The sequence below is a fragment of the Jannaschia pagri genome (assembly GCF_019655435.1).
Lineage (GTDB): Bacteria > Pseudomonadota > Alphaproteobacteria > Rhodobacterales > Rhodobacteraceae > Jannaschia > Jannaschia pagri.
This window is the reverse complement of the sequence record NZ_BPFH01000005.1, coordinates 95707-117702: the sequence shown is the minus strand read 5'-3', so window position 1 is coordinate 117702 and position 21996 is coordinate 95707. Positions and strand designations below refer to the sequence as shown.

The 21996-nt window shown below is 63.2% G+C and carries 22 protein-coding genes; 7 read left to right on the top strand and 15 right to left on the bottom strand.

The genetic code is table 11. The features are described 5' to 3' along the window. Nucleotides 1-4: 4 nt before the first annotated feature. Both K5R33_RS13660 and K5R33_RS13655 read right to left on the bottom strand, forming a co-directional pair. Complete coding sequence (locus tag K5R33_RS13660; RefSeq protein ID WP_220749623.1) at nucleotides 5-994, bottom strand: hypothetical protein; 990 nt, start codon at nucleotides 992-994, stop codon at nucleotides 5-7. After that, complete coding sequence (locus tag K5R33_RS13655; protein WP_220749622.1) at nucleotides 991-2643, bottom strand: AMP-binding protein; 1653 nt, start codon at nucleotides 2641-2643, stop codon at nucleotides 991-993. The genes K5R33_RS13660 and K5R33_RS13655 overlap by 4 nt, the downstream gene beginning before the upstream one ends. Before the next feature lie 73 nt (nucleotides 2644-2716). Between K5R33_RS13655 and K5R33_RS13650 the strand changes: the two genes are divergently transcribed. The 3 genes from K5R33_RS13650 to K5R33_RS19170 all read left to right on the top strand — a co-directional run bounded on the left by K5R33_RS13650 (nucleotide 2717) and on the right by K5R33_RS19170 (nucleotide 6754). Then, the gene (locus K5R33_RS13650; RefSeq protein ID WP_220749621.1) at nucleotides 2717-3613 is read left to right on the top strand and encodes a DMT family transporter; all 897 of its coding nucleotides are present in this window, start codon (nucleotides 2717-2719) and stop codon (nucleotides 3611-3613) included. Continuing rightward, on the top strand, nucleotides 3610-4242 hold the full coding sequence (locus K5R33_RS13645) for a sulfotransferase family 2 domain-containing protein (RefSeq protein WP_220749620.1): 633 nt from the start codon (nucleotides 3610-3612) through the stop codon (nucleotides 4240-4242). The genes K5R33_RS13650 and K5R33_RS13645 overlap by 4 nt, the downstream gene beginning before the upstream one ends. 175 nt (nucleotides 4243-4417) lie before the next feature. After that, nucleotides 4418-6754, top strand: a complete 2337-nt coding sequence (locus K5R33_RS19170; RefSeq protein ID WP_220749619.1) for a calcium-binding protein — start codon at nucleotides 4418-4420, stop codon at nucleotides 6752-6754. Nucleotides 6755-6781: 27 nt separating this feature from the next. Here the strand turns inward: K5R33_RS19170 and K5R33_RS13635 are convergent, their stop codons facing one another. The 10 genes from K5R33_RS13635 to K5R33_RS13590 all read right to left on the bottom strand — a co-directional run bounded on the left by K5R33_RS13635 (nucleotide 6782) and on the right by K5R33_RS13590 (nucleotide 15822). After that, on the bottom strand, nucleotides 6782-7141 hold the full coding sequence (locus K5R33_RS13635; RefSeq protein WP_220749618.1) for a hypothetical protein: 360 nt from the start codon (nucleotides 7139-7141) through the stop codon (nucleotides 6782-6784). 185 nt (nucleotides 7142-7326) lie between these two features. Next, on the bottom strand, nucleotides 7327-9519 hold the full coding sequence (locus tag K5R33_RS13630) for a 3-hydroxyacyl-CoA dehydrogenase NAD-binding domain-containing protein (RefSeq protein WP_220749617.1): 2193 nt from the start codon (nucleotides 9517-9519) through the stop codon (nucleotides 7327-7329). Then, nucleotides 9516-10010 (bottom strand): hypothetical protein, encoded by a 495-nt coding sequence (locus K5R33_RS13625; RefSeq protein WP_220749616.1) that lies wholly within the window; start codon nucleotides 10008-10010, stop codon nucleotides 9516-9518. Before K5R33_RS13625 ends, K5R33_RS13630 begins: the two co-directional genes overlap by 4 nt. A gap of 4 nt (nucleotides 10011-10014) precedes the next feature. After that, the gene (locus K5R33_RS13620) at nucleotides 10015-11226 is read right to left on the bottom strand and encodes an acetyl-CoA C-acetyltransferase (protein ID WP_220749615.1); all 1212 of its coding nucleotides are present in this window, start codon (nucleotides 11224-11226) and stop codon (nucleotides 10015-10017) included. A 75-nt stretch (nucleotides 11227-11301) separates the two neighbouring features. Beyond that, complete coding sequence (gene yidD, locus K5R33_RS19240; RefSeq protein WP_220749614.1) at nucleotides 11302-11727, bottom strand: membrane protein insertion efficiency factor YidD; 426 nt, start codon at nucleotides 11725-11727, stop codon at nucleotides 11302-11304. 37 nt (nucleotides 11728-11764) lie between these two features. Beyond that, nucleotides 11765-12397 (bottom strand): glutathione S-transferase family protein, encoded by a 633-nt coding sequence (locus tag K5R33_RS13610; protein WP_220749613.1) that lies wholly within the window; start codon nucleotides 12395-12397, stop codon nucleotides 11765-11767. 288 nt (nucleotides 12398-12685) lie between these two features. Then, entirely contained in the window at nucleotides 12686-12913 is a 228-nt protein-coding gene (locus K5R33_RS13605; protein ID WP_220749612.1) for a hypothetical protein, read from the bottom strand. A gap of 49 nt (nucleotides 12914-12962) precedes the next feature. After that, nucleotides 12963-14738, bottom strand: a complete 1776-nt coding sequence (locus tag K5R33_RS13600; protein WP_220749611.1) for an acyl-CoA dehydrogenase — start codon at nucleotides 14736-14738, stop codon at nucleotides 12963-12965. 52 nt (nucleotides 14739-14790) lie between these two features. Continuing rightward, complete coding sequence (locus K5R33_RS13595; protein ID WP_220749610.1) at nucleotides 14791-15186, bottom strand: MerR family transcriptional regulator; 396 nt, start codon at nucleotides 15184-15186, stop codon at nucleotides 14791-14793. A 252-nt stretch (nucleotides 15187-15438) separates the two neighbouring features. Continuing rightward, nucleotides 15439-15822, bottom strand: coding sequence for a MerR family transcriptional regulator (locus K5R33_RS13590; RefSeq protein ID WP_220749609.1), 384 nt, complete (start codon nucleotides 15820-15822; stop codon nucleotides 15439-15441). 120 nt (nucleotides 15823-15942) lie between these two features. On the opposite strand from K5R33_RS13590, the gene K5R33_RS13585 reads away from it, so the two are divergent. From K5R33_RS13585 to K5R33_RS13575, 3 genes are read left to right on the top strand one after another with little or no spacing between them, the layout of a single operon-like run. Next, nucleotides 15943-16401, top strand: a complete 459-nt coding sequence (locus tag K5R33_RS13585) for a PaaI family thioesterase (protein ID WP_220749608.1) — start codon at nucleotides 15943-15945, stop codon at nucleotides 16399-16401. Then, on the top strand, nucleotides 16398-16901 hold the full coding sequence (locus K5R33_RS13580) for a PaaI family thioesterase (protein WP_220749607.1): 504 nt from the start codon (nucleotides 16398-16400) through the stop codon (nucleotides 16899-16901). Before K5R33_RS13585 ends, K5R33_RS13580 begins: the two co-directional genes overlap by 4 nt. Continuing rightward, nucleotides 16898-18205 (top strand): MATE family efflux transporter, encoded by a 1308-nt coding sequence (locus K5R33_RS13575; protein ID WP_220749606.1) that lies wholly within the window; start codon nucleotides 16898-16900, stop codon nucleotides 18203-18205. Before K5R33_RS13580 ends, K5R33_RS13575 begins: the two co-directional genes overlap by 4 nt. A 43-nt stretch (nucleotides 18206-18248) precedes the next feature. Here the strand turns inward: K5R33_RS13575 and K5R33_RS13570 are convergent, their stop codons facing one another. The 3 genes from K5R33_RS13570 to K5R33_RS13560 all read right to left on the bottom strand — a co-directional run bounded on the left by K5R33_RS13570 (nucleotide 18249) and on the right by K5R33_RS13560 (nucleotide 20296). Further along, entirely contained in the window at nucleotides 18249-18578 is a 330-nt protein-coding gene (locus K5R33_RS13570) for a hypothetical protein (RefSeq protein ID WP_220749605.1), read from the bottom strand. Nucleotides 18579-18923: 345 nt separating this feature from the next. Next, nucleotides 18924-19964: a quinone-dependent dihydroorotate dehydrogenase gene (locus tag K5R33_RS13565; protein ID WP_220749604.1), complete on the bottom strand. Its 1041-nt coding sequence runs from the start codon at nucleotides 19962-19964 to the stop codon at nucleotides 18924-18926. Beyond that, complete coding sequence (locus K5R33_RS13560; protein WP_220749603.1) at nucleotides 19961-20296, bottom strand: DUF952 domain-containing protein; 336 nt, start codon at nucleotides 20294-20296, stop codon at nucleotides 19961-19963. The genes K5R33_RS13565 and K5R33_RS13560 overlap by 4 nt, the downstream gene beginning before the upstream one ends. 116 nt (nucleotides 20297-20412) lie before the next feature. Here K5R33_RS13560 and K5R33_RS13555 point away from each other — a divergent pair, with 116 nt between their 5' ends. Then, entirely contained in the window at nucleotides 20413-21987 is a 1575-nt protein-coding gene (locus K5R33_RS13555) for a bifunctional metallophosphatase/5'-nucleotidase (RefSeq protein WP_220749602.1), read from the top strand. The last annotated feature ends 9 nt before the right edge of the window (nucleotides 21988-21996 follow it).

Genomic DNA, 21996 nt, shown 5'->3' with positions numbered 1-21996 from the left:
GCCGCTATGCGTCGCACATTTCTCTTAATGTCTGCCAACCGGTGTCGTCGAGGGAGGGCGTCATGTCAGAGGGACTTGCCACGCCCCTGGGCAGACCCGCGACCGCAGCATATTCGCCCCAAGCCAACCGCGCGGCAGCAAAGCCGGTGCGCAACTCCCCCGCAGGCAGCAAGGGCGGCGCATCCAGCAGCAGACCCTCCACATGGGCTGTGACCTGCGCGTCGGTGACCTCGCCCGCCGATAGCAAGCGCAACAGATCGAGGGTGTTTAGACCGCTGAGGAAGGCCACAAGCGGACGGTCCACCTTGGCGGTCAGGGCAGCGGCCAGAAGGTGCCCCGCAACCACATCGGGGTCGTCCTGGGTCAGCAGGGGCGTATCGGACAGCACGAGGAGGTCGCCCGGCAGCGCCAGCGCGGGATGGGGCAAGTCTCGCAGAACTTCGATGCGCGCCGGGGTCGTGGGCAAGATCCGCTCCTGCAAGCGATCCATCGCTTCGCGGCCGGTGACGGTCTCACACGGAGGACCGGTCAACAGCGTCAATTCCGTCAGCATGCGGCGGCCAATGTCTTGCTGTTTGGCCAAGGGCAACAGATGCGCCGCTTGATCCCGCATGGCGCCCGGCAGCCACATGATCCCCAACCCGAGGCCCGCACCAAGTATCAGGCCGGTCAGGATACGCCGCAGGCGGCCGGGTTTTTGCTGACCCTTGGCCACGGCCTTCACGACCCGGTCAAGGGCCGTCACCATGTCTTCGTCCTCAACCTCCAGCTCTTCGTCGGCGTCCTTGGCCGGGGCATATCGCGCCGGTGTCTTGCCCGGATTGAGCCGCACCAACGCAGGCAGCGACCAATGGGACAGGGTCGCGCCGGTCTTGTCCTGGACCACCAGTTCCGCCTCGCCGATTGAGACGAAGACGTCCTGGCGCTGGTCGTCGGCCGATTGGCGCCAAAGGCCGGTTGTCTCCAACCGGTCTATGCCCTCGATCGCTGTCAATCGATGCCCTCGGCCTCGGTCGCGTGCATGGCGCGGGCCCGTTCCCGCAGAACGAACTTTTGCACCTTACCCGTGGAGGTCTTGGGCAATTCTCCGAACACGACGGCCTTTGGGGTTTTGAATCCGGCGAGCCGTGCGCGCACGAAGGCGATTAGCTCTGCCTCGGTCGTCTGGGCGCCTGGTTTGACCTCCACGAAGGCACAGGGCACCTCGCCCCAGGTGTCGTCTGGGCGGGCCACAACGGCGCAGAGGTCGACCGCATCGTGATGCATCAGCGCCCCCTCCACCTCGACGGAGGAGACATTCTCGCCGCCTGAGATGATGATGTCCTTGGCACGATCCGCGATCTGTACGTAGCCGTCGGGGTGCTTGACCGCGATATCGCCAGACCGGAACCAACCCCCAGCAAAGGCTTCGGCTGTGGCTTCGGGGTTCTTGTAGTAGCCCTTCATGACCGCATTGCCTCGGATGCCGATTTCCCCTTGGGTTTGCGCATCTGCTGGGATCGGAGCATGGTTCGCATCAAAGACGTCCAGCCCTTCCATCATGGGAAAGGCGACCCCTTGGCGCGCGCGCAACGCCGCCTTGGCGCCATCGTCCAAGGTGTCCCAATCGCCCGGTTGCCAGATGTTTTCCGACACATGGCCGTAGGTTTCTGTCAGGCCATAGACATGGGTCACATTAAACCCAAGCGCCGCCATCTTGGCCAAAGTGGCCGCTGGGGGTGGGGCGCCTGCGGTAAAGACCTCGACCGCTTGGTCAAAGCTGCGGCGGCTGTCCTCGCCCGCGTTCACCAGCATGTTGAGGACGATAGGCGCGCCGCCAAAATGGGTCACCTGCTCATCGGCCAGGGCATCAAAGATCGCGCCCGCCGAGACGTCCCGGCAACAAACAATCGTTCCGCCCACCAGGGGCATCATCCAGGCGTGGCACCATCCGTTGCAGTGAAACAGAGGCACAATTGTCAGAAGTTTTGGGTACAGCGTGATCCGCCAACTAACCACGGTCCCCATGGTCATCAGATACGCCCCACGGTGGTGATAGACGACGCCCTTGGGTCGCCCCGTCGTTCCTGACGTGTAGTTGAGCGCGATGCTTTCCCACTCATCCTGGGGCAGGTGCCACTCAAAGCCGTGATCTGCCTGGGCCAACAACTCTTCGAACACCGGGTGACGCCCGGTCGCGGGGAACCCAGCCTCCGGGTCCGGGACCTCGACGATGGTTGGCGGGGTGTCCTGGGCGGCAGCGGCCTCTTCGGCGAGGGCTATGAATTGCGTGTCAGCCAGCACGACCTTCGCGTCGCCATGGCCCAAAATGTAGGCCACGGTGTCCACGTCCAACCGAGTATTGATCGTGTTCAGGATAGCGCCGCAGGCGGGCACGCCAAAGCTCGCTTCGACCTGCGCCGGGACATTGGGCAGCAGGGTGGCCACAACGTCGCCGGGTGCCACGCCCAGGGCGGCCAGCATTGCCGCCTGCCGGGTCACGCGATCCCGCAGATTGGCATAGGTCCATCGCGCGGCGCCGTAGACCAGAGCCTCCCGATCCGGCCAGATCAAGGCCGCACGGTTCAGATGGGACAAGGGTGTCAGCGCCACATGGTTCGCCGCACATTTCTCCAGACCCGTTTCATCCGGTAACCAGCCCATTGCACCCCCTCCGCTTGCGCATGTCCCCTCGGCCTGTGATACTGACGCGAGGCACGGGGCGAGGACAAGAGGCATGGACAACAAACCCCTTGTTGCGGCGGCGGCTATTCTGTCCGGCATGGCGATCATCGGCTTCATCGACCAGTTCGTGAAGGTTATCGCCGACCAGTCGAGCCTGTGGACCTTTCACATCATTCGGACGGTGATGATTTGGGCGATCATCCTGGGCTGGCTGGCCCTGAGAGGGGGGCGCCTGCGCGTGGTCAACTGGCGCGGGTTGGTGGCCCGCTCTGCCATCATGTCCACGGCCATGATCATCTACTTCGGGGCGCTTGGGTTCCTGCCAGTGGCCCAGGTGGCGGCGGGCCTGTTTACGGCGCCGATTTTCGTTTTGATCTTCTCGGTCGCGTTCTTTGGCTTGACCATTGGGCCCCTGCGGATCGGAGCCGTCTTGGCGGGCTTCCTGGGCGTTATTTTGGTCCTGTCGCCGGACCCGTCGTCGATGTCTCCGTTTGTGTTTCTGCCCCTTCTCGCCGGGGCGTTTTACGCAACAGCCGTGATCGCAACCCGGCAATGGTGCCCCGAGGAAGGCGCGGCGGAGTTGTCACTGGGTATCTTCACGGCCATGGGGATCTGGGGGCTCGGCGGGGTATCCGTTATGACCGTGCTGGGTCCAGGCGACGGCTTCTTGAGCGCGGCCTGGGTTTGGCCAAACTCTGAGGTGCTGTTCTGGTGTGCCGTGCAGGCGATTGGGTCGCTCTTGGCGGTGATCCTGCTCACCCGTGGGTATCAATTGGCGGAGGCCTCGATTGTGTCGGTCTTCGAATACTCGGTGCTTGGCTTTTCTGCGTTGTTCGGTTGGCTCATTTGGGGCGACACCTTGGGCTGGTTCGGGGTGTTGGGCTTGGCGCTGATCGTGGCGGCTGGCAGCGTGATCGCCCTGCGCGGACGGCGGAGCGTGGCGGCGTGATTGTCTCGCCCGGTCGGGGATATGTCTTTGTCCACATCCCAAAGACAGGCGGGACGGCCCTTGCCTTGGCGTTAGAGGACCGCGCCAAGGCCGATGACATCCTGATCGGGGATACGCCCAAGGCACTCAAGCGGCGACATCGCCTCAAATCCGCCAAGACCGTCGGTAGGCTTTGGAAGCATTCGAAGCTGTCGGACATACGGGGGCTCTTGCCGGATGACACGTTGGATGCGCTGACTCCGGTGACGCTGGTGCGCAATCCGTGGGACAGGTTGGTCAGCTACTACCACTGGCTGCGGGACCAAACCTTTGACCATCAGGCCGTCCGTGTAGCGCGCGCGCAGGACTTCGCGGGGTTTTTGGATGATCCGGGCGTGGCCAACAGCCTGCGCCGCAATCCCTATGCGTCCTACGTGGCGGGGCAGCAGATGCCGATCTTCGTGCGGCTGGAGCATTTGGAGACGGACCTCAAACCCTTTGCCGACCTGCTTGGGTTCGATCTGCGGATGGGCCGTGTGAATGTCTCCACCCGCAAGGCGGATTGGAGGGGGTACTACACCGCTGCAACCCGGGCGCGCGTGGAACAGGTCTGTGCCGACGATATCGCTCGTTTTGGATACGCTTTTTAAGCCGCATCGGTGGATTTCCGCCAATTCCTTGGCGGGTTTCAGATTTTTGCTGGCAAGTTCCCGCCAATAGCAGACCTCTGGGCGGCAGGCCGGGTCCCTCCGGTTTCTGGGCCGATGGCAGGGGAAGGCACCTTCAATCGCGCAGAGTACGTACAATTGCTTTTAGGAACAAACCATGGCCGTCATTCTATCGACAGACACACTCATTATTGGGACGGAAGAGAACGACGTTCTGGGTCAGCAAGAAGACAGCAGTATTGATGTCGGCGAACTGCGCGGGCTTGGTGGCGATGACGTGCTCTATGGCGACGTCCTCCTCGACTTCTCGCTCGTTGACGATGACAATAGCAATGGCACCGTTGCAACGGCCTTGGATATTGACGATCCGAGGGCATGGGTGATTGCTGACAATCCGCGCATCGGCGACAATTCCGTTCCACATACGACTATTCTTGGTCTCGGCGCGAACGCCTTCGACAACTTCGTTCTGACCCTTCCGGCTGGCGAGACCTTGACGCTTGATATGGATACGGACCGAACGAACGGCTTTGATACCTATCTCCGCGTTTTTTCTAGCAGTTACGTTGACGGCGTGCTGACGGCGCAACGAGAAGTCGCGTCCAACGATGACGCAAGCCGAAGACTTGGCGGCGAAGGCTCTGACACCGGCTTGGACTCCTACTTGGAGTATAGGAACGAGAGCGGTTCTGATCTCACTCTCGTGATTGAAGCGGCGCGATACTCGCGACGAGTAGTTCAAGAAGGGAGGCAATACGAACTGAACGTCTCCATGACGGGCCATGCCGTTGCGGATGAGCAAGACCAAACGGTTCGTTTGGCCTCTCCCGATCTTCTGGATGGTGGAGACGGGAGAGACACCCTGCGCGGCGGCGGTGGACAAGATACACTTTTGGGCGGGGACGGTAGTGATCGTCTACACGGTCAGAACGAAGATGATACGCTCGAAGGCGGCAATGGCGTTGATAGTCTTTACGGGGGAAACGGGGCAGATTTTCTTATTGGGCATTCACAAGACGGCCAAGATGATGGGCGTCGAAATGATCTTTATGGTGAGGACGGTGATGATCTGCTGATCGCTGGCGTTGGCGATGATTACCTTTCCGGGGGCAACGGCGACGATACGTTGCTTGCCGTCGACGGACGAAACTATGCTTTGGGAGGCGACGGCGACGACTCGGTTACGACTGGTGCCGGTCGCGACAGGATCTTCGGCGACGCTGGTAACGACACCATATTTGGTGGGGTTGAACGGGATACGATCGATGGCGGTGCCGATGATGACGTCATCCATGGCGAGATGGGAAGCGACGTCATTCGCGGTGATCAGGGGAACGATACGCTGGAAGGCGGGCTCCTGAAGGATACGATCAGCGGCGGTGAAGGCGACGACCTGATCTACGGTGATTTGATTGCTCGAACCGGTTCAGGCAACGACGACTCTCTCCGGGGTGGGTCCGGGAACGATACGATTTACGGACAGGTTGGCCGTGACACGCTGTATGGCGACGCGGGCGACGACAGCATGGAAGGTGGGTTCGCCCGAGACCTCCTCTACGGCGGCGACGGCAACGACACGCTGGACGGCGGCATCCGCAACGACACCCTCTTTGGGGATGCGGGCGATGATCTCGTCTATGGCCGGGAAGAGAATGATAACCTGCGGGGCGGATTTGGCCTCGACACGCTCTATGGTGGCGACGGCAATGACGACCTGAATGGCCAAGGGGATGCGGACGTTCTCTATGGCGACGCGGGCGCGGACCGCATGCAGGGCGAAGGCGGCTTTGACCTTCTGTATGGCGATGACGGGCGAGACACGCTGTACGGTGGCACCGGCCATGACACGCTATACGGCGGCGACAGCTTTGACCTTCTCTTTGGGGAAACCGGTAAGGACTGGTTGTTCGGCGGTGATGGGGTCGATGTCCTGTTCGGCGGCACCGGCGCGGACCGTCTTGAAGGCGGCGCCGGGACGGATGTCCTCAACGGCGATGAGGACAACGACAACTTGGACGGGGGACAGGGCGCCGATGTCCTGTTCGGCGGCGCTGGCGACGACACCTTGGGGGGCGGCTCCGGCAACGACAACCTGACGGGCGATGACCCAGACGTCGTCACGAGCGGGGACGACTCTCTCGACGGGGGCAGCGGGAATGACACCCTGCAAGGCGGCGGTGGCGACGACACCCTGTTTGGTGGGACTGGGAGCGACACCCTATCGGGCGGCGCCGACGCTGACACCTTTGTCTTTGGGTTTGCCACGGGCCAGGATGTGATCACGGACTTTACGGCAGCCGATGGTGATGTGATCGACCTGCGTGGCTTGGGCGTCGCGACAAGCTTCGACGACCTGGTCGCTAACAACCTGCGCGATGCGGCGGGCACGGCGGAGCTTTTTGCCGGGACCGAAACCGTGCTGTTGCAGGGGCTTACGGTCGCGGATTTTGCCCAAGGCGGTCCGATTACGGCAGACGCGTTCATCTTCGCCTGAGCGCGGTTTGGGATAGGGCGGTTCGGTTTACCGGACCGTCCAAATCTCCTCGGTGGAGCGGCCTCGCTTTTGCTGCATCACCACGGTATTTCCACGCAAATAGAGGTGTTTGCAGTCGGTTTCGACCGCGATCCCGTCGAGCCTTGTCCGATGGCACAGGGCGCCGTTGTTCCACACCCAACCGCCCGAGACGACCAAAGCGTCTTTCTGGCCCGCGATCCCGCCATTGGCCGCAAAGATCAGCGTGCCGCCGAATTCGTCCACAAGGGTGCGGCCCGCGATAAACGTGCGGAAGGAATGCTCGCTGGCGATGCGCGTAAAATCGAGGGCCTGGGCGGCCCCCGCAGAGGTCGTAAGCGCGACAAGCGCGAGGATTATGTGTTTCATTTCCCTTCTCCCAGTCGTTTGGGGGGCTTCATGGGAAACGATGACGGTCAATTGGGGCGGATTCGCGAAACGATCCCGGCGCCTGCACGGTCATTCGCGGGCACCCGTGGCGATACTGGCTCGCCTTGAGGCCGGAGTGGGGTGCAACGCCCGGGGGGCGGGCGTCGCATGGGCGGGCGGCTGCCTTAAGCGGCCTGCGCAGCGGCAGCGCGTCCATAGAAGGTCTCGCCCGCTGCCGCTAAGTCGCGGAGCAACTGGGGCGTGGCAAAGCGGTCCCCGTGGCGCTCGCTCAACGCTTCGGTGCATTCCACCGCCCAATCGGCGCCGACCATGTCGAGCCAGCTGAACGGCCCGCCCGACCAGGGCGCGAAGCCCCAGCCCAGGATGGCGCCGACGTCGCCCTCGCGGATGTCCTCCAACACGCCTTCTTCCAGCGCGCGCACTGCCTCTAGGACCTGGGCAAACATCAGACGGTTCTGCACCTCATGCAGGTCGGGCTGGGTGTCGGCCTGCGGATACCGCGACCCAAGCTCTCCCCAAAGACCCTGGCGCTTGCCCTTGTCGTCGTAGTCGTAGAAGCCCGCGCCGTTCTTGCGGCCCAGACGACCCGCATCGGCGAAGGCAAACAAGACCTCGTCCACGGCCCCATCAGGGTAGGCATCGCCCATGGCGGCCTTGGTGGCCTTGGCGATCTTCACGCCCAGGTCGATGGAGGTCTCATCCACCAATTGCAGAGGCCCAAGCGGGAAGCCCAGCAGCTTGGCGGCGTTTTCGATCAGCGTCGGGTTCACGCCCTCGGCCACCATGCGGATGCCTTCGTTGATGTAAGGGATAATGCAGCGGTTGGCGTAGAAGAAGCGCGCGTCGTTGACCACGATGGGGGTCTTGCGGATCTGACGCACAAAGTCGAGCGCCTTGGCCGTGGCCCGGTCGCCCGTCGTGTTGCCCTTGATGATTTCCACCAGCAGCATCTTGTCGACGGGCGAGAAGAAGTGGATGCCGATGAACTGTTCCGGCCGGGCGCTGGCCTTGGCGAGTTCGGTGATCGGCAGGGTCGAGGTGTTGGTGGCGAAGATGCAGTCCTCGCCCACGATGGCCTCCACGGCCTTCGTCATCTCGGCCTTGACGCCCACGTCTTCGAACACCGCCTCGACGATCAGGTCGCAGCCCTGCAGCGCCTGCAGGTCCGTGGTCGCGGTGATGCGACCCAGCACCTCTGCCTTCTTCTCTTCGGTGACCTTTTTGCGCTTCATCCCCTTGTCGAGGATCCCCTCAGAATAGGCCTTGCCCTTGTCGGCGGCGGTCTGTTCCCGGTCAATCAGAACGACTTCGATGCCCGCATTGGCCGAGACATAGGCAATACCCGCGCCCATCATGCCCGCGCCCAGAACGCCGACCTTTTGCACCTTCTGATCCGGGGCCTCGGGGCGGTTGGCGCCTTTCTCCAGCGCTTCCTTATTGATGAAGAGCGAGCGGATCATGGCCTCGGACGAGGGGTTCATCAGCACATGGGTGAACCACCGCGCCTCGATCTTCAGGGCGGTGTCGAAGGGGACAAGCGCGCCTTCATAGACCGCGCTCAGCAGGGCCTTGGCCGCCGGATAGACGCCCTGGGTTTTGCCGTTCACCATGGCCGAGGCCCCGACGAAGGTCATGAACCCCGCCGGGTGATAGGGCGCGCCACCGGGCATCTTATAGCCCTTGGCGTCCCAGGGTTTCACGATGTCCTTGTCCGTCGCCGACAGGACCCAGGCGCGTGCGTCGGCCATGGGATCGTCCGAGACCTCATCGACCAGACCGGCGGCTTTGGCCTTCTTCGGGTCAGACAGCTTACCCTCCAGCAGGAAGGGCGAGGCCGCCATAGCGCCCATTTTGCGCACCAAACGCGTGGTGCCGCCCATGCCGGGGAAGATGCCCACCATGATTTCGGGCAGACCGATCTTGGCCTTGGGGTTGTCGGCGGCAAAGATGCGGTGGCAGGCCAGCGGGATTTCAAACCCGATGCCCAGCGCCGTGCCCGGCAACACGCAGGCGATGGGCTTGCCGCCTTTCAGCGTCTTGGGGTCCATGCCCGCCCGCTCAATCTTGCGGAGGATTCCGTGGGACCGCATCAGCCCCTCCATCAGGCCCGCCGCCGGATCGTCGCCCGACATGGCCTTCATCTTGGCAATGACATTCAGGTCCATACCACCGGCAAAGGTATCCTTGCCTGAGGTGATGATGATCCCTGTGACGCTGTCATCTGCCAGGGCCTCGGTAACGCAGGTGTCCAACTCGTCCCAGCCCTCGAGGCTCAGAACGTTCATGGATTTCGCAGTGACGTCCCAAGTGATGGTGGCAACGCCCTCGGCGTCCTTCTCCCAAGTGAAGTCGGTCATGTTTTGTCCTCGGTCTTTGGTCCGGCCGGGCCGGAGTGTTCGTTGGGCGCGCAGGCGCCAGTGTGGGGCAGGGGGGCTGCATTGATCCGCAGGTCGGCATTGCGCACATCCGACCGGATCCCGGCACCGTGCCAGGTGCCGTTGCGCAAGATCAGCGTCATCGTGCCTGTGAACGGCGTGAGCAGCATCGTCGCTCCCCGCAGCACAAAGGTTTCGTGCAGGCCGTTGATCTGATCCTGGGCGTCGCCGCCAAACGTGGCGCCGCGACAGATGCGGTAATACGCCGTGGCCCCCAGCGTGTGCAGGTTGTCCCGAAAGTCTCGGGCCAGTGTGATGAGGCTTGCGCGATCAGGCACGGTGACCTCCCGACCCCGCGTGCCGATATAATGGGGATAGGCCATTGCATCGGCGACGGTCTCAAAATCCCGGTCCCAGGCGGCCTGGGACGTATGGTCGAGAAAGGCCTGATAGATGACGCGCGCCTCGTCCACTGTGTCAGACCCGCTCGATGATTGTGGCCGCGCCCATGCCAGAGGCGACGCAGAGCGTGGCGAGACCGGTGCCCTGGCCCGTCCGCTCCAACTCGTCGAGAAGGGTGCCGATGATGATTGCCCCGGAGGCGCCCAACGGATGCCCCATGGCGATCGCCCCGCCGTTCACATTCAGCCGGTCATGGTCCACATCGAACGCCTGCATGAAGCGCAGCACGACGGACGAGAAGGCCTCGTTCACCTCAAACAGGTCGATGTCGCCGATGGACATGCCGCTGTCGGCCAGGATCTTTTCCGTCACGGGAACCGGACCTGTCAGCATGATCGTCGGGTCCGTTCCGATCTTCGCCGTCGCCTTGATCCGTGCCCGGGGTGTTAGGCCCCACTTTTCCCCAAAGGCCTTGTTGCCAATCAGAACCCCAGCGGCCCCGTCCACGATACCGGACGAATTGCCCGCCGTATGGACGTGATTGATGGCCGGCAGGTGGGGGTACTTCATCAAGGCGACCTTGTCGAAACCGGGCATGACCTCGCCCATGGCCTGAAAGGCTGGGTTCAAGGCGCCCAGGCTCTGCATGTCGGTTCCGGGACGGATGTATTCGTCGTGGTCCAGTAGCGGCAGGCCGTTGATGTCGCGGACCGCAAAGACCGACTTGGAAAACCGGTTGTCCTCCCATGCGGCTGCGGCCCGCCGCTGGCTCTCGACGGCGAAGGCGTCGGCGTCGTAGCGGGTGAAACCATATTCGGTGGCGATAATGTCCGCGCTGATCCCCTGGGGGACAAAGTACTGGTTCATTGCGATGGAGGGGTCCACCGCCACCGCCGCGCCATCCGAGCCCATGGCGACCCTGCTCATACACTCCACGCCGCCAGCGATATAGGCATCACCCGCCCCACCTGCGATCTGGTTTGCGGCCAGATTTACGGCCTCCATGCCCGAGGCGCAGAAGCGATTGATCGACAGCCCGGGGATCCGTTCGTCCAGCTTTGAGCCCAGAACAGCCGTCCGGGCGAGGCACCCACCCTGTTCCATGACTTGGGTCGCGTTGCCCCATATGACGTCTTCGAGGGCATGTCCTTCGAAGCCGTTGCGGTCGGCCAATTCGTCCAGCACGACGCTGCTCAGGCGCGGTGCCGAGACCTCGTGAAGGGCCCCGTCCTTGCGGCCTTTGCCCCGCGGCGTGCGGATGGCGTCATAGATATAGGCGTCAGTCATTGCTGCATCCTCTTGGGGGTGTACTGGACAGTCGCCTTGGCGGCGCTGTTATGTCTTGAACGAAGAGCGGTGGCTTCAGCCGCAGGAGCAGACGTCGCAGCCGCCGCACCCGATGTCGCCATCACAGGGGTTGGCGTCGCAAGTCTTTGACGGGCCAGCGGCAGACCCGCCCCGGCACAGGGCAGACGGCAGGCCTGAGGCACAGGCTTCGTTACCGCAGCAGGCGGTGTCGCAGGTTTTCTCTGCCCGTCGCCTGGCCTTTCCGCTTCGCTGCGGTTCATCCTGCTGCTTGATCGTCTCGTAGGCCTGCGCACAGTCACGAAAGCGCGCGCGTATGAGCGGTACGGCCTGCCAGAAACCATGATCCCGAATTGCGAACTTGGCATAACCGGAACAGCCCGTCCCGCCGTGGACCACGGAGTGGGCGCAGCGATAGCCCTTTCGCGGGCTAAGAAAGCGCTGGTAGAGGTGGATCCCCGCAAGGGCGGTCCGAGATAGCATGTCGGCACCCTAGCCAAAGGATATGTGCGGGCAAGCGTCATGCGCGATCCGATGGGTTGCCGGGCATCAGGTCGTAGGGGTGTTTCCAGCCAGGCAGCGCCGCGATTCGGTCGAGCCATCCGTCTACATGGGGCCAGTCGCTACGTTCGAACCCAAAGGGTTCTGGATAGTAAAGATATGCACAGCAGGAGAGGTCGGCATTGGTTGGTCCGTTCCCGACAATCCAGTCCCGTCCCTCAAGGTGCCGGTTCAACACGTCGTAAGCTGCCTTCAACCGCCCTAGGGAAAAGGCGATCACTTCTGCGGGGCGCTTGTCTTCCGGCAGAAAGTTCATCAGGAACCGCGTCATCCCGGCTTGGCTGCTGAGTTTGTGATTGTCCCAGAGAACCCAGCGGAGCACTTCGTACCTGTCGTCTGCCGCGCCGCCGAACTTGCCGGTCTTGTCCGTGACATACTGCTGGATCGCGCCCGACTGGCTCAGCCGCAGATCGCCGTCCACCATGACCGGGGCCTCGCCCATCCCATTCTCGGCGCGCCATTCAGGCGTTCGGGCCTGCCCGCCGAAGAAGTCGACGAAGACCGGCTCCCATTCCAAACCCGACAACTCCAGAGCGAGCGCGGCCTTGTAGCTGTTTCCGCTTTCGCCAAAGCAATGCAGCTTGATGGTCATGTGGTGCCTCCTCCCAGATGGCGTCTCGTAGGGCCGCGGGCAGAGCGGGGGTTTCGCACCCCCGCACCCCCGCGGAGTATTTTCACCGAGAAGAAGACCCCGGCGTTTACGGCCCGTTAAGGTTAACGGGCCATGCTCCCCCTGCGGTACAGGCTGGAGAGCCGATGACCGTCCGAGGAGAAGCCAAGTGCTTCACCCACCGGTTCCCCGAAGGCCCTTGCACGACCTGGGAAAGGGGAGCCGGTTTCTCTTCGGTCTAAATACCTCCCGCCGGAGGCATCCAACCGATCACCTGGTGCCGTCATTTGCCGACCGCGCGGCCAACATCTCCTTATGGAGCCGCAGTCGATGGGGCAGGTTCTCCCGATGGGTGACGCTGTCGAAGTTCTCGAACAGAAAACTCAGGGCTTCGCCTTCGTCCAACCCTGCCTCATCGGCAAATCGGCGCAAGCGCCTATATCCCGCCTCGCTCATCTGAGCGGGAAACCGTCGGGTCAGGCGTTGCGGTCTGGGCATCCAATCTCCTCCGAACCTTGGCCGTCGGGCGGGGGTGACCCCGCCGATCTCAGAAGGCCGATGCGTCCAGGGACATGACAGGCTCATCCCCGGACTGGATGCGCGCCAGGTGCATGGCGGTCGCGGGCAATTGCCGGGCCATGTAGTAGCGCCCGGTCGCGATCTTTGCCTCCAGGAAGTCGCGGTCGGCCCCGTCTTCGCCGAGCTTTTCCATGGCGGCTTTGGCCATGCGCCCCCACATCAGCCCAAGGCAGACATGCCCCATCATATGCATGAAGTCATAGGAGCCGGAGAGCGCCGCATTGGGGTTCTTCATGCCGTTCTGCATGAAGTACATCCCCGCCGCCTGCAGATCCTTCGACGCGGCCTTGAGCGGCTCTACGAAGCCCTTCATGGCGTCGTCGTCCTTGTGCTCTGCGCAGAAGGTTTTGACCATCTCGAAGAAGGCCATGACATGCTTGCCGCCGTCTTGGGCCAGTTTGCGGCCCACAAGGTCCAAGGCCTGCACGCCATTGGCGCCTTCGTATATCATAGCGATCCGGGCATCGCGGGCGAATTGGGACATGCCCCATTCTTCGATATAGCCGTGTCCACCATAGACCTGTTGCGCGTTGGTGGCGAACTCAAACCCTTTGTCCGTCAGGAACCCTTTGATCACCGGCGTCAGCAGCGAGATCAGCCCATCCGCGTCCTTGTCTTCGTTGCGGTGGGCCCGGTCAATCATCGTGGCCCCCCAGAAGGTGAAGGCACGCGCGCCTTCGACGAAGCTCTTCTGATCCATCAGGTTGCGACGAATGTCGGGGTGCACGATCAGCGGGTCGGCGGGTCCATCTGGGTTTTTGGCCCCGGTCACATCGCGTCCCTGCAACCGGTCCAGCGCATAGGCCAAGGCGTTCTGATAGGCGATTTCGCCTTGGGCATAGCCTTGCAGGCCCACGCCCAGACGCGCTTCGTTCATCATGGTGAACATGGCGCGCATGCCTTTGTGTTCCGTCCCTAGCAGGTACCCCGTCGCCTCGTCATAATTCATAACGCAGGTGGAATTGCCGTGGATACCCATCTTCTCTTCGATCTTGCCGACTGACACGCCGTTGCGGGCGCCCAGGGTGCCCTCGTCATCGACCAGCGTCTTCGGCACGATGAACAACGACACCCCTTTAATCCCCTCTGGACCGCCTTGGATTTTGGCCAGAACCAGGTGGATGATGTTGTCGGCCATGTCATGGTCGCCGGCGGAGATGAAGATTTTCTGGCCGCTGATTTTGTAGCTCCCGTCCTCTTGCGGGACGGCCTTCGTGCGCATCAGGCCAAGATCCGTGCCGCAGTGGGGCTCGGTCAGGTTCATGGTGCCGGTCCATTCGCAGGTCACCATTTTGGGCAACCACTTGGCTTTCTGCGCCTCGGTCCCATGGGCGTGGATCGCCGAATAGGCGCCGTGGGTCAGACCGGGATACATGTTGAAGGCCATGTTCGCGGCGGAAAAGATCTCTCCCACAGCGGTGTGCATCAGGTACGGCAAACCTTGACCGCCGAACTCCGGGTCCGCGTCGAGGGCGGTCCAGCCGCCATCGCGCATTTTGTCAAAGGCCGCCTTGAACCCCTCTGGTGTGCGGACAACACCGTTCTCTAACACGCAACCCTGGGTATCGCCCACGGCGTTGAGGGGATGCAGAACCTCCTGCGCCAGCTTCGCCGCCTCGTCCAAGACGGCGCCGGTGAAGTCCCGATCCATCTCTTCGTAGCCAGAGATATCTTGCGCCGACGCCTTCAGGACGTCGTGCAAAACGAACTGCATGTCTTTGGTCGGGGCGGTGTAGCTGGGCATTCTCGACTCCTCCAGTCGGTCGGTTCTGCGGCGGGTGGTCTGGAGAGACCTGTTAGCCCGCCTTTCTCGGTTGCATCTGGGCGAGCATCTTTTCCCCCCAGCGCAGTTGTTCTTCCAAATCGGCGATTGCCGTATTCAACTCGTCCCGCTGAGCGACCATCTCGGCCAACCGTTCGCGACCGATATCGTAGGTCCGTGCAAATTGGGTGAACTGGCCATCGCCCAAGTCATAGAGATCCAGCAGTTGCCGAATTTCTTCGAGCGAGAAGCCAAAACGCTTACCACGTAGGATCAATTTCAACCGCGCGCGGTCCCGGCGCGTGAACAGGCGTTTTTGCCCCTCTCGCTTCGGAAACAGCAACTCTTTCGCCTCGTAGAAGCGAAGGGTCCGCGGCGTCACTTCGAACGCGTCACACATTTGGCGGATCGTCATCAAGACGTCTGACATCCTCTTGGTCCATCCTCAGGTTCGTTTCTCTCTGGCGCGGAGCCGGAAATGCGGAACCCGCCCTCACGCTACAAGAACTTTCGACGTTTACGTAACTTGGACGTTACGTCACTTATAAGTTGACGTAACTTCCGTTTGCGTAAGCTTGCTCTAGCGCAAATTTATGTCGCGTCAAAGCGCTTTCAATCCCAGTTTGCAGGATTGGAGAATCATGTTTCGATGATGTCGCGGGCAGTGGCGCGGTGCTGTGGCCTAGGCTTTGGTCAAGGCGGCGAGATCAACCTGCACGTTGTCGCGCAGGGTGCGTAGCTCGTCGATCGCCTCGTTGAGGTGCTTGCGGCGCTCATCCAGCTCGGCAAGTTGCTTGTCGGCCAGGTCGATCCAGGCTTGCTTCTGGGTCAGTCCTTCGGGGTCGGCGTCATAGAGTTCCAACCATTGGCGGATCTCTTCCAGGGAGAAACCGAACTTGCGACCCCGCAGGATCAGGGTCATCCGCGCGATCTCCCGGGAGCCGTAGAACCGCGCGCGGCCAACGCGTTCAGGGAACAGAAGCTCGATATACTCATAGTGTCGGAGCGTGCGCGGCGTGACGTCGAACCGGGCGCACATCTGTTTGAAATCGAGCTTGTCTGCCATAACGGCCCTCCCGGCCAAAGCTTGGCATGTGCAGGGGGCATCTGTCTATCGCCGCGGCGGCCACGTCATCCTGCGGTGCGAGGGGTTGCCGGTGCCCGATCCCTGCGGCAAGGGAAAGGGATGACCCAAGCAACAGACACAGACGCCCAGGCCGAGCAACGCGACGCGGCAGCCCAGCAGTTTATCGCGGCCTTACCCCATTGCCGTGCGCTTCAAATGCGCGTCGAAGAGGTGTCCGCCGGGGTGGCCGTTTTGTCCATGCCTTGGTCCGAAGACTTGGTCGGGGATCCGGCGACGGGCGTGGTCCACGGTGGCGCGGTGTCGGCCTTGATGGACACCTGTGGCGGGGCGGCGGTGCTTTGTCACCCGACGGCGCCCCTGTCGACGGCGACCATGGACCTGCGCATCGACTACATGCGTGCGGCCAAGCCTCGCCAAAGGATCACGGCCCGTGCAACTTGCCATCATGTCACCCGCTCGGTCGCCTTCGTTCGGGCCGAGGCCTTTGACGAGGACGGCGATGGGCCGGTGGCGGTTGCCAATGGCGCCTTCACCCTAGACCGGGGCTCAAGCGCATGAAGCGGCCCGAACCTATCCAAGTGGTCAAGCAAAGGCGCGACGCGGCCCTGACGGCCTTGGTGGGAGGCGTGCCCTACATCCGGTTCTTGGGCATTTCATTTGATCGTCGTGGGGACGAGTTGACCGGCGTTTTGAACTATTCCGACAAGCTGATCGGAAACCCGGTTCTCCCTGCACTCCACGGGGGCGTCACGGCGGCCTTCCTTGAGGTGACCGCGATTGTGACGCTCTCCTGGTCGATGCTCTGGGACGATTTGGAGTCCGGCGCGCTCGACGCGGAGCATTTGACGCCCACGACCTTGCCGCGCCTGCCCAAGACAATCGATTTTAGCGTCGATTACTTGCGGTCCGGTTTGCCGCGCGACGCCTATGCGCGGGCGCGGCTGAACCGCTCTGGCCGCCGCTATGCCAGCGTCCACGTAGAGGGCTGGCAGGACAACCGTGACCGTCTGTTTGCCCAGGCCACGGGGCATTTCCTCATGCCGCGCCGCGACGGGTGAGCGACCCGCTGACCCACCGCAGGGTGTTGCGCATCGCGGTGCCTGTGGTGCTGTCCAATGCGACCGTTCCGATCCTGGGCGCGGTGGACACCGCCGTGGTCGGTCAAATGGGCGCCGCGGCTCCCATCGGGGCCGTGGGGATCGGCGCCATCATCCTCTCGGCGATCTACTGGATCTTTGGGTTTCTGCGGATGGGCACGACCGGGCTGGCGGCCCAGGCCATTGGCGCGGGCGATCAAGCCGAATGCGTCGCCTTGCTCAGCCGGGCGTTGATGATCGCGGCGGGGGCGGGCCTGATCCTGATCGGGGGCCAAGCGCTGATCTTTGCGGCGGCCTTCGCCGTTTCCCCCGCCGAGGCACAGGTCGAGGACCTAGCACGCGGCTACATGGCCATTCGCATCTGGTCGGCCCCCGCCGCCATCGCGGTCTATGGGATCACCGGTTGGTTGATCGCGCAGGAACGGACCGGGGCGGTCTTGATCCTGCAAGTTGCCATGAACGGCACAAACATTGTCCTGGATCTCTGGTTTGTGCTCGGGCTCGGATGGGGCGTCGAGGGCGTGGCCATCGCGACGTTCCTGGCGGAATGGACCGGGGCTGCCTTGGGGCTCTGGTTTTGCCGGTCTGCCTTTCGCGGGGTCTCTTGGCGCGATCCTGCGCGGGTGTTCGACGGGGCGCGCTTGCGCCGGATGGCAAATGTGAACGGCGATATCCTCATCCGGTCGGTCCTCTTGCAGGCGACCTTTCTGTCGTTCCTGTTTTTGGCAGCGGACTTGGGGACCGTGACCCTGGCCGCAAATCAGGTCCTGCTGCAGTTCCTCTATGTCACATCCTACGGGCTGGATGGCTTCGCCTTTGCAGCCGAGGCGCTGGTGGGGCAGGCCTTTGGCGCGCGCAATCCCGCGCGACTGCGCGACGCCGTCTGGCGGGCGACGATCTGGGGCACCGCGACGGCAGTGGGGCTTGCCGTGGCCTTTGCCGTTCTGGGTCCGACGATCATCGACACCATGGCCGCCGCACCAGATGTAAGGGCCGCCGCCCGGGCTGACCTCTGGTGGATTGTTGCGGTGCCTTTGGTGGCCGTCTGGTCCTTCATGCTGGATGGCGTGTTCATCGGTGCCACCCGCACCCGCGACATGCGCAATATGATGGCCGTCAGCTTTGGGGCCTATGCACTCGCCTTGGCCCTTCTGTTGCCTGCACTTGGCAACGACGGTCTCTGGGCGGCGCTGATGGTGTCTTTTGTGGTGCGCGCGGTGACCTTGGCTGTCCGGTATCCCGCATTGGAGCGGGCGGCCGGGTGACCCGCGCCCATGTGGGCGGAGGTCATGGCGTTACTTCCAGACGTCAGCGTGGGTCGTTCCGCCCGGCCGATCCTGGGCCACTGGGGCCGTCCATCCCGGCGCCGTAGCCTATGGCGCCTGCCGCCACACCCACTGCGCCCAAGACGCCACCGCCCGCGATAGAGGCGCCGATCCCGATGGCCGTGGCCGCTTCGTCCACGACCGTGCCGTTGCCGTTGAAGTCGTACCCATCGCTTGTGCGGTCGGCGTAGCGGCCCTCCGGGTCGGAGCGGCGACCGGAGTCGTTCCGCCCCCCACCGCCACCGCCGCTTCCGCCCCCGAAACTGGTGGCCGACAGCAGGTCTTGGCTGGCATCGTCACGTCTAGATATCATCATCGCAATCCTTCCTCAGGGGCGGGGGACCAGTCGTCAGACCGCCCCCGGTTTGGGTGGTTTGGCGACGTGCGGGACGCTGACCCGATCTACGGCCAGGGGAGGAAAACAGAGGACCAGGCCGCGCCCCGACGCCGCCGAGACCCATGCTCTGGGATCGGGCCTTTCTGGTCAAAACGGCGGCCCCGTCCCACTGGCCGGTACCCGCCGAAACACGCCAGTTTGGGCGTGGCGCTGCGCAGACCACAGCAAAGTCTTGCCAGGGGAGGCCCCGAACCGGCGCGTGCCCGCTCAGGAGCCGCTAAAGGCCGCCTTCTCCCGAACGTGCAGGGAGGCAGAAAGCTTTTACAGCCAGTCCGCCCGACCGCTGCCCACAGCCTCAGAAACGGTGGTGAAGCCGTCACGGGCCAGGGCACGGTCCAAGCCGATGGCAATCTCTCGGACCAGGGACAGGCCGCCGTAGACCAGGCTGGTATAGAGCTGTACCGCCGAAGCGCCGGCCCGGATCTTGGCATAGGCCTGTTCGGCGGTGGCCACCCCGCCAACCCCGACAAGGGGCACATCCGTCAGGGTCGACAGCCGGGCCAGGACGCGGGTCGAATGCTCAAACAAGGGCTGCCCCGATAGCCCCCCAGCCTCCGACCGGTGCCGTGACGCAAGGCCCTCGCGCCCGAGCGTGGTGTTCGTGGCGATAATCGCGTCAACGCCCTGCGCCGCTTCGACGACTTGTTCCAACTCCGCCTCCGTCAGATCGGGTGCGATCTTGAGGAAGACGGGAATGGGGCGGGGCAGGGCATCGCGTGCCGACAGAACCCCGTGCAGCAGGGCCGACAAGGCCTCTGCGCCTTGCAGATCGCGCAGCTTCTCGGTGTTCGGGCTGGACACGTTGACCGTTGCGAAATCCACATGGGCGCCGCAGGTGGCCAGGACCGAGGCGAAATCCCCCGCACGGTCGGTACTGTCCTTGTTGGCGCCCAGGTTGAGACCCACAATCGTCCCCTTGGGACGATCCCGCAGGCGGGAGGCGATCACCTCCGCCCCGTCATTGTTGAACCCAAAGCGATTGATTGCGGCCTGGTCCTCGGTCAGGCGAAACAGCCGAGGACGTGGATTGCCGGGTTGGGGACGCGGCGTCGCCGCGCCGACCTCCAGAAAGCCGAAGGCGCTGCGTCCCAAGGCGGGCAGGGCCGTCGCATTTTTGTCGAACCCAGCGGCAAGGCCAATGGGGTTCGGCAAGGGCAGGCCTGCGACGGTCGTTTGCAACCGCTCCGAGGTGAGAGGGCCGCCACGCGGTCCAAGCCCGGCGTTCAAGGCGGACAGGGCAATCCCATGGGCCCGCTCGGGATCAAACTGGCGCAGGGCAGCCAAACCAAGACGCTCGATCATTTGAGACCGGCCGGAAACTGATGCAGGCCATCGACCAAGGGCAGGGGTTGTGCCCAAGCGACCGCTTCAAGCGTGAGGGCGGCGTAGAGATGGGGAAACTTCGCCCCACCGCGCGACACTTCCCACTTCAGTGCCTCTCCCAGAGTGGCATCGTCGACCCCGATCAGCCACAGGCCGTCCACCCCCGCGAAATGCTTCGCCGCCGTCTCAGGCGCCTGCTCGGCAGTGGAGAAGTGAATATAGCCGTCGGCCAGATCAACGGGCGCGCCCGCCGTGGTGCCGTCAGCGCGCAGTGCCTCCCATTCGGGCGTTCGGAAAATCTTGTAGATCATGCCGCGACCCTGTGCCGTGCCTCTGCCGCGCCGTCAAGCAAACGACCGCTCATATCCCTTTGACACTGCCTCGCGAGCCGCGCACCATCGACGTATCCAACCAGGGGATTAATCAAATGAACCGACTTCTGACGGCAACTGCCGCCCTAGCTTTGACCGCTGGCATGGCGGCTGCCGATGGTCATGCGGCTTACACGCTGCATATTTTGCACATCAACGATCTGCACAGCCGGATTGAACCTGTCAGCAAGTACGACGGCACCTGTTCCGCCGAGGACGATGCCGCTGGGGAATGCTTTGGCGGCGTCGCGCGGATCAAGACGTTCATCGACGGCAAGCGGGCGGAGCTAGAGGGCGAAAACGTCATCGTTCTGGACGCGGGCGATCAGTTCCAGGGGTCGTTGATGTACACGACCTACAAGGGCGACGTCGAAGCCGAGATGATGAACGCCATCGGCTTCGATGCCATGGCCGTCGGCAACCATGAGTTCGACGACGGTCCAGAACAACTGGCCGAATTCGTGGATGAGGTGGACGTGCCGCTGGTTTCCGGCAACCTGGATCTGAGCCAGTCGAACCTGCTGAACGGCAAGATCGAGGATCACTTGGTGCTGGAGGTGGGCGGCGAAAAGATCGGGATCGTCTCCGCCCTTGCGGCGGACACGGTCGAGACCTCCTCCCCCGGGCCCAATGTCATCTTCCAGGATGAGATCGACGCGCTCCAGGCCGATATCGACGCCCTGACCGACATGGGTGTCACCAAGATCATCGCGCTCAACCACGTGGGCCTGCCCATGGACCGCCGGATCGCCGAAGGCACCACCGGTCTCGACGCCATTGTTGGTGGCCATAGCCATACGAAGTTCTCGAACACCGAAGACGGCGCGGAGGCTTACCCGACCGAGGTCAACGGTGTTCAGATCGTCCAGGCCTATGCCTATTCCAAGTACGTGGGTCACTTGACGCTCGCCTTCGATGGCGAGGGCAACGTGGTGGACGCTTCGGGGGATACGACGCTTTTGGACGCGTCCGTGACGCCCGATGAGGGCATCGCAGCCCGCGTGGCCGAGCTTGCCGGGCCTATCGAAGAGCTCAAGGCCCGGGTGATCGGAGAAGCGACCGACGCCATTGAGGGGGACCGCTCCGTCTGTCGTGCAATGGAATGCGCCATGGGCAACCTCGTCGCCGATGCCATGCTGGACCGCGTGGCCGACCAAGGTGTCACGATTGCTATCCAGAACGGTGGCGGATTGCGCGCCTCGATTGACGCGGGCGAAATCACCATGGGTGAGGTGCTGACCGTGCTCCCGTTCCAGAACACGCTGGCCACCTTTAGCGCGTCAGGTCAGGACATGATCGACGCCCTGGAAAACGGCGTCGGTCAGATCGAGGACGGCGCCGGCCGCTTCCCCCAGGTTGCGGGGATGACCTTTGCCTTTGACGCCGCTGCCGAACCGGGCAGCCGTATCAGCGACGTCATGGTCGGCGGCGCGCCCATTGATCCGGCGGCCACCTACCAGGTCGTGACGAACAACTATGTGCGCAACGGTGGCGACGGCTACGGCATGTTCGCCGACGCAGCCGATGCCTACGACTTCGGCCCCGGGCTGGAGGTCGTGGTGGCCGACTTCATCGCAGATTTGGGTGGCTCCTACACGCCTTACACGGATGGTCGGATCACGGCGAAGTAAGCCACAGAG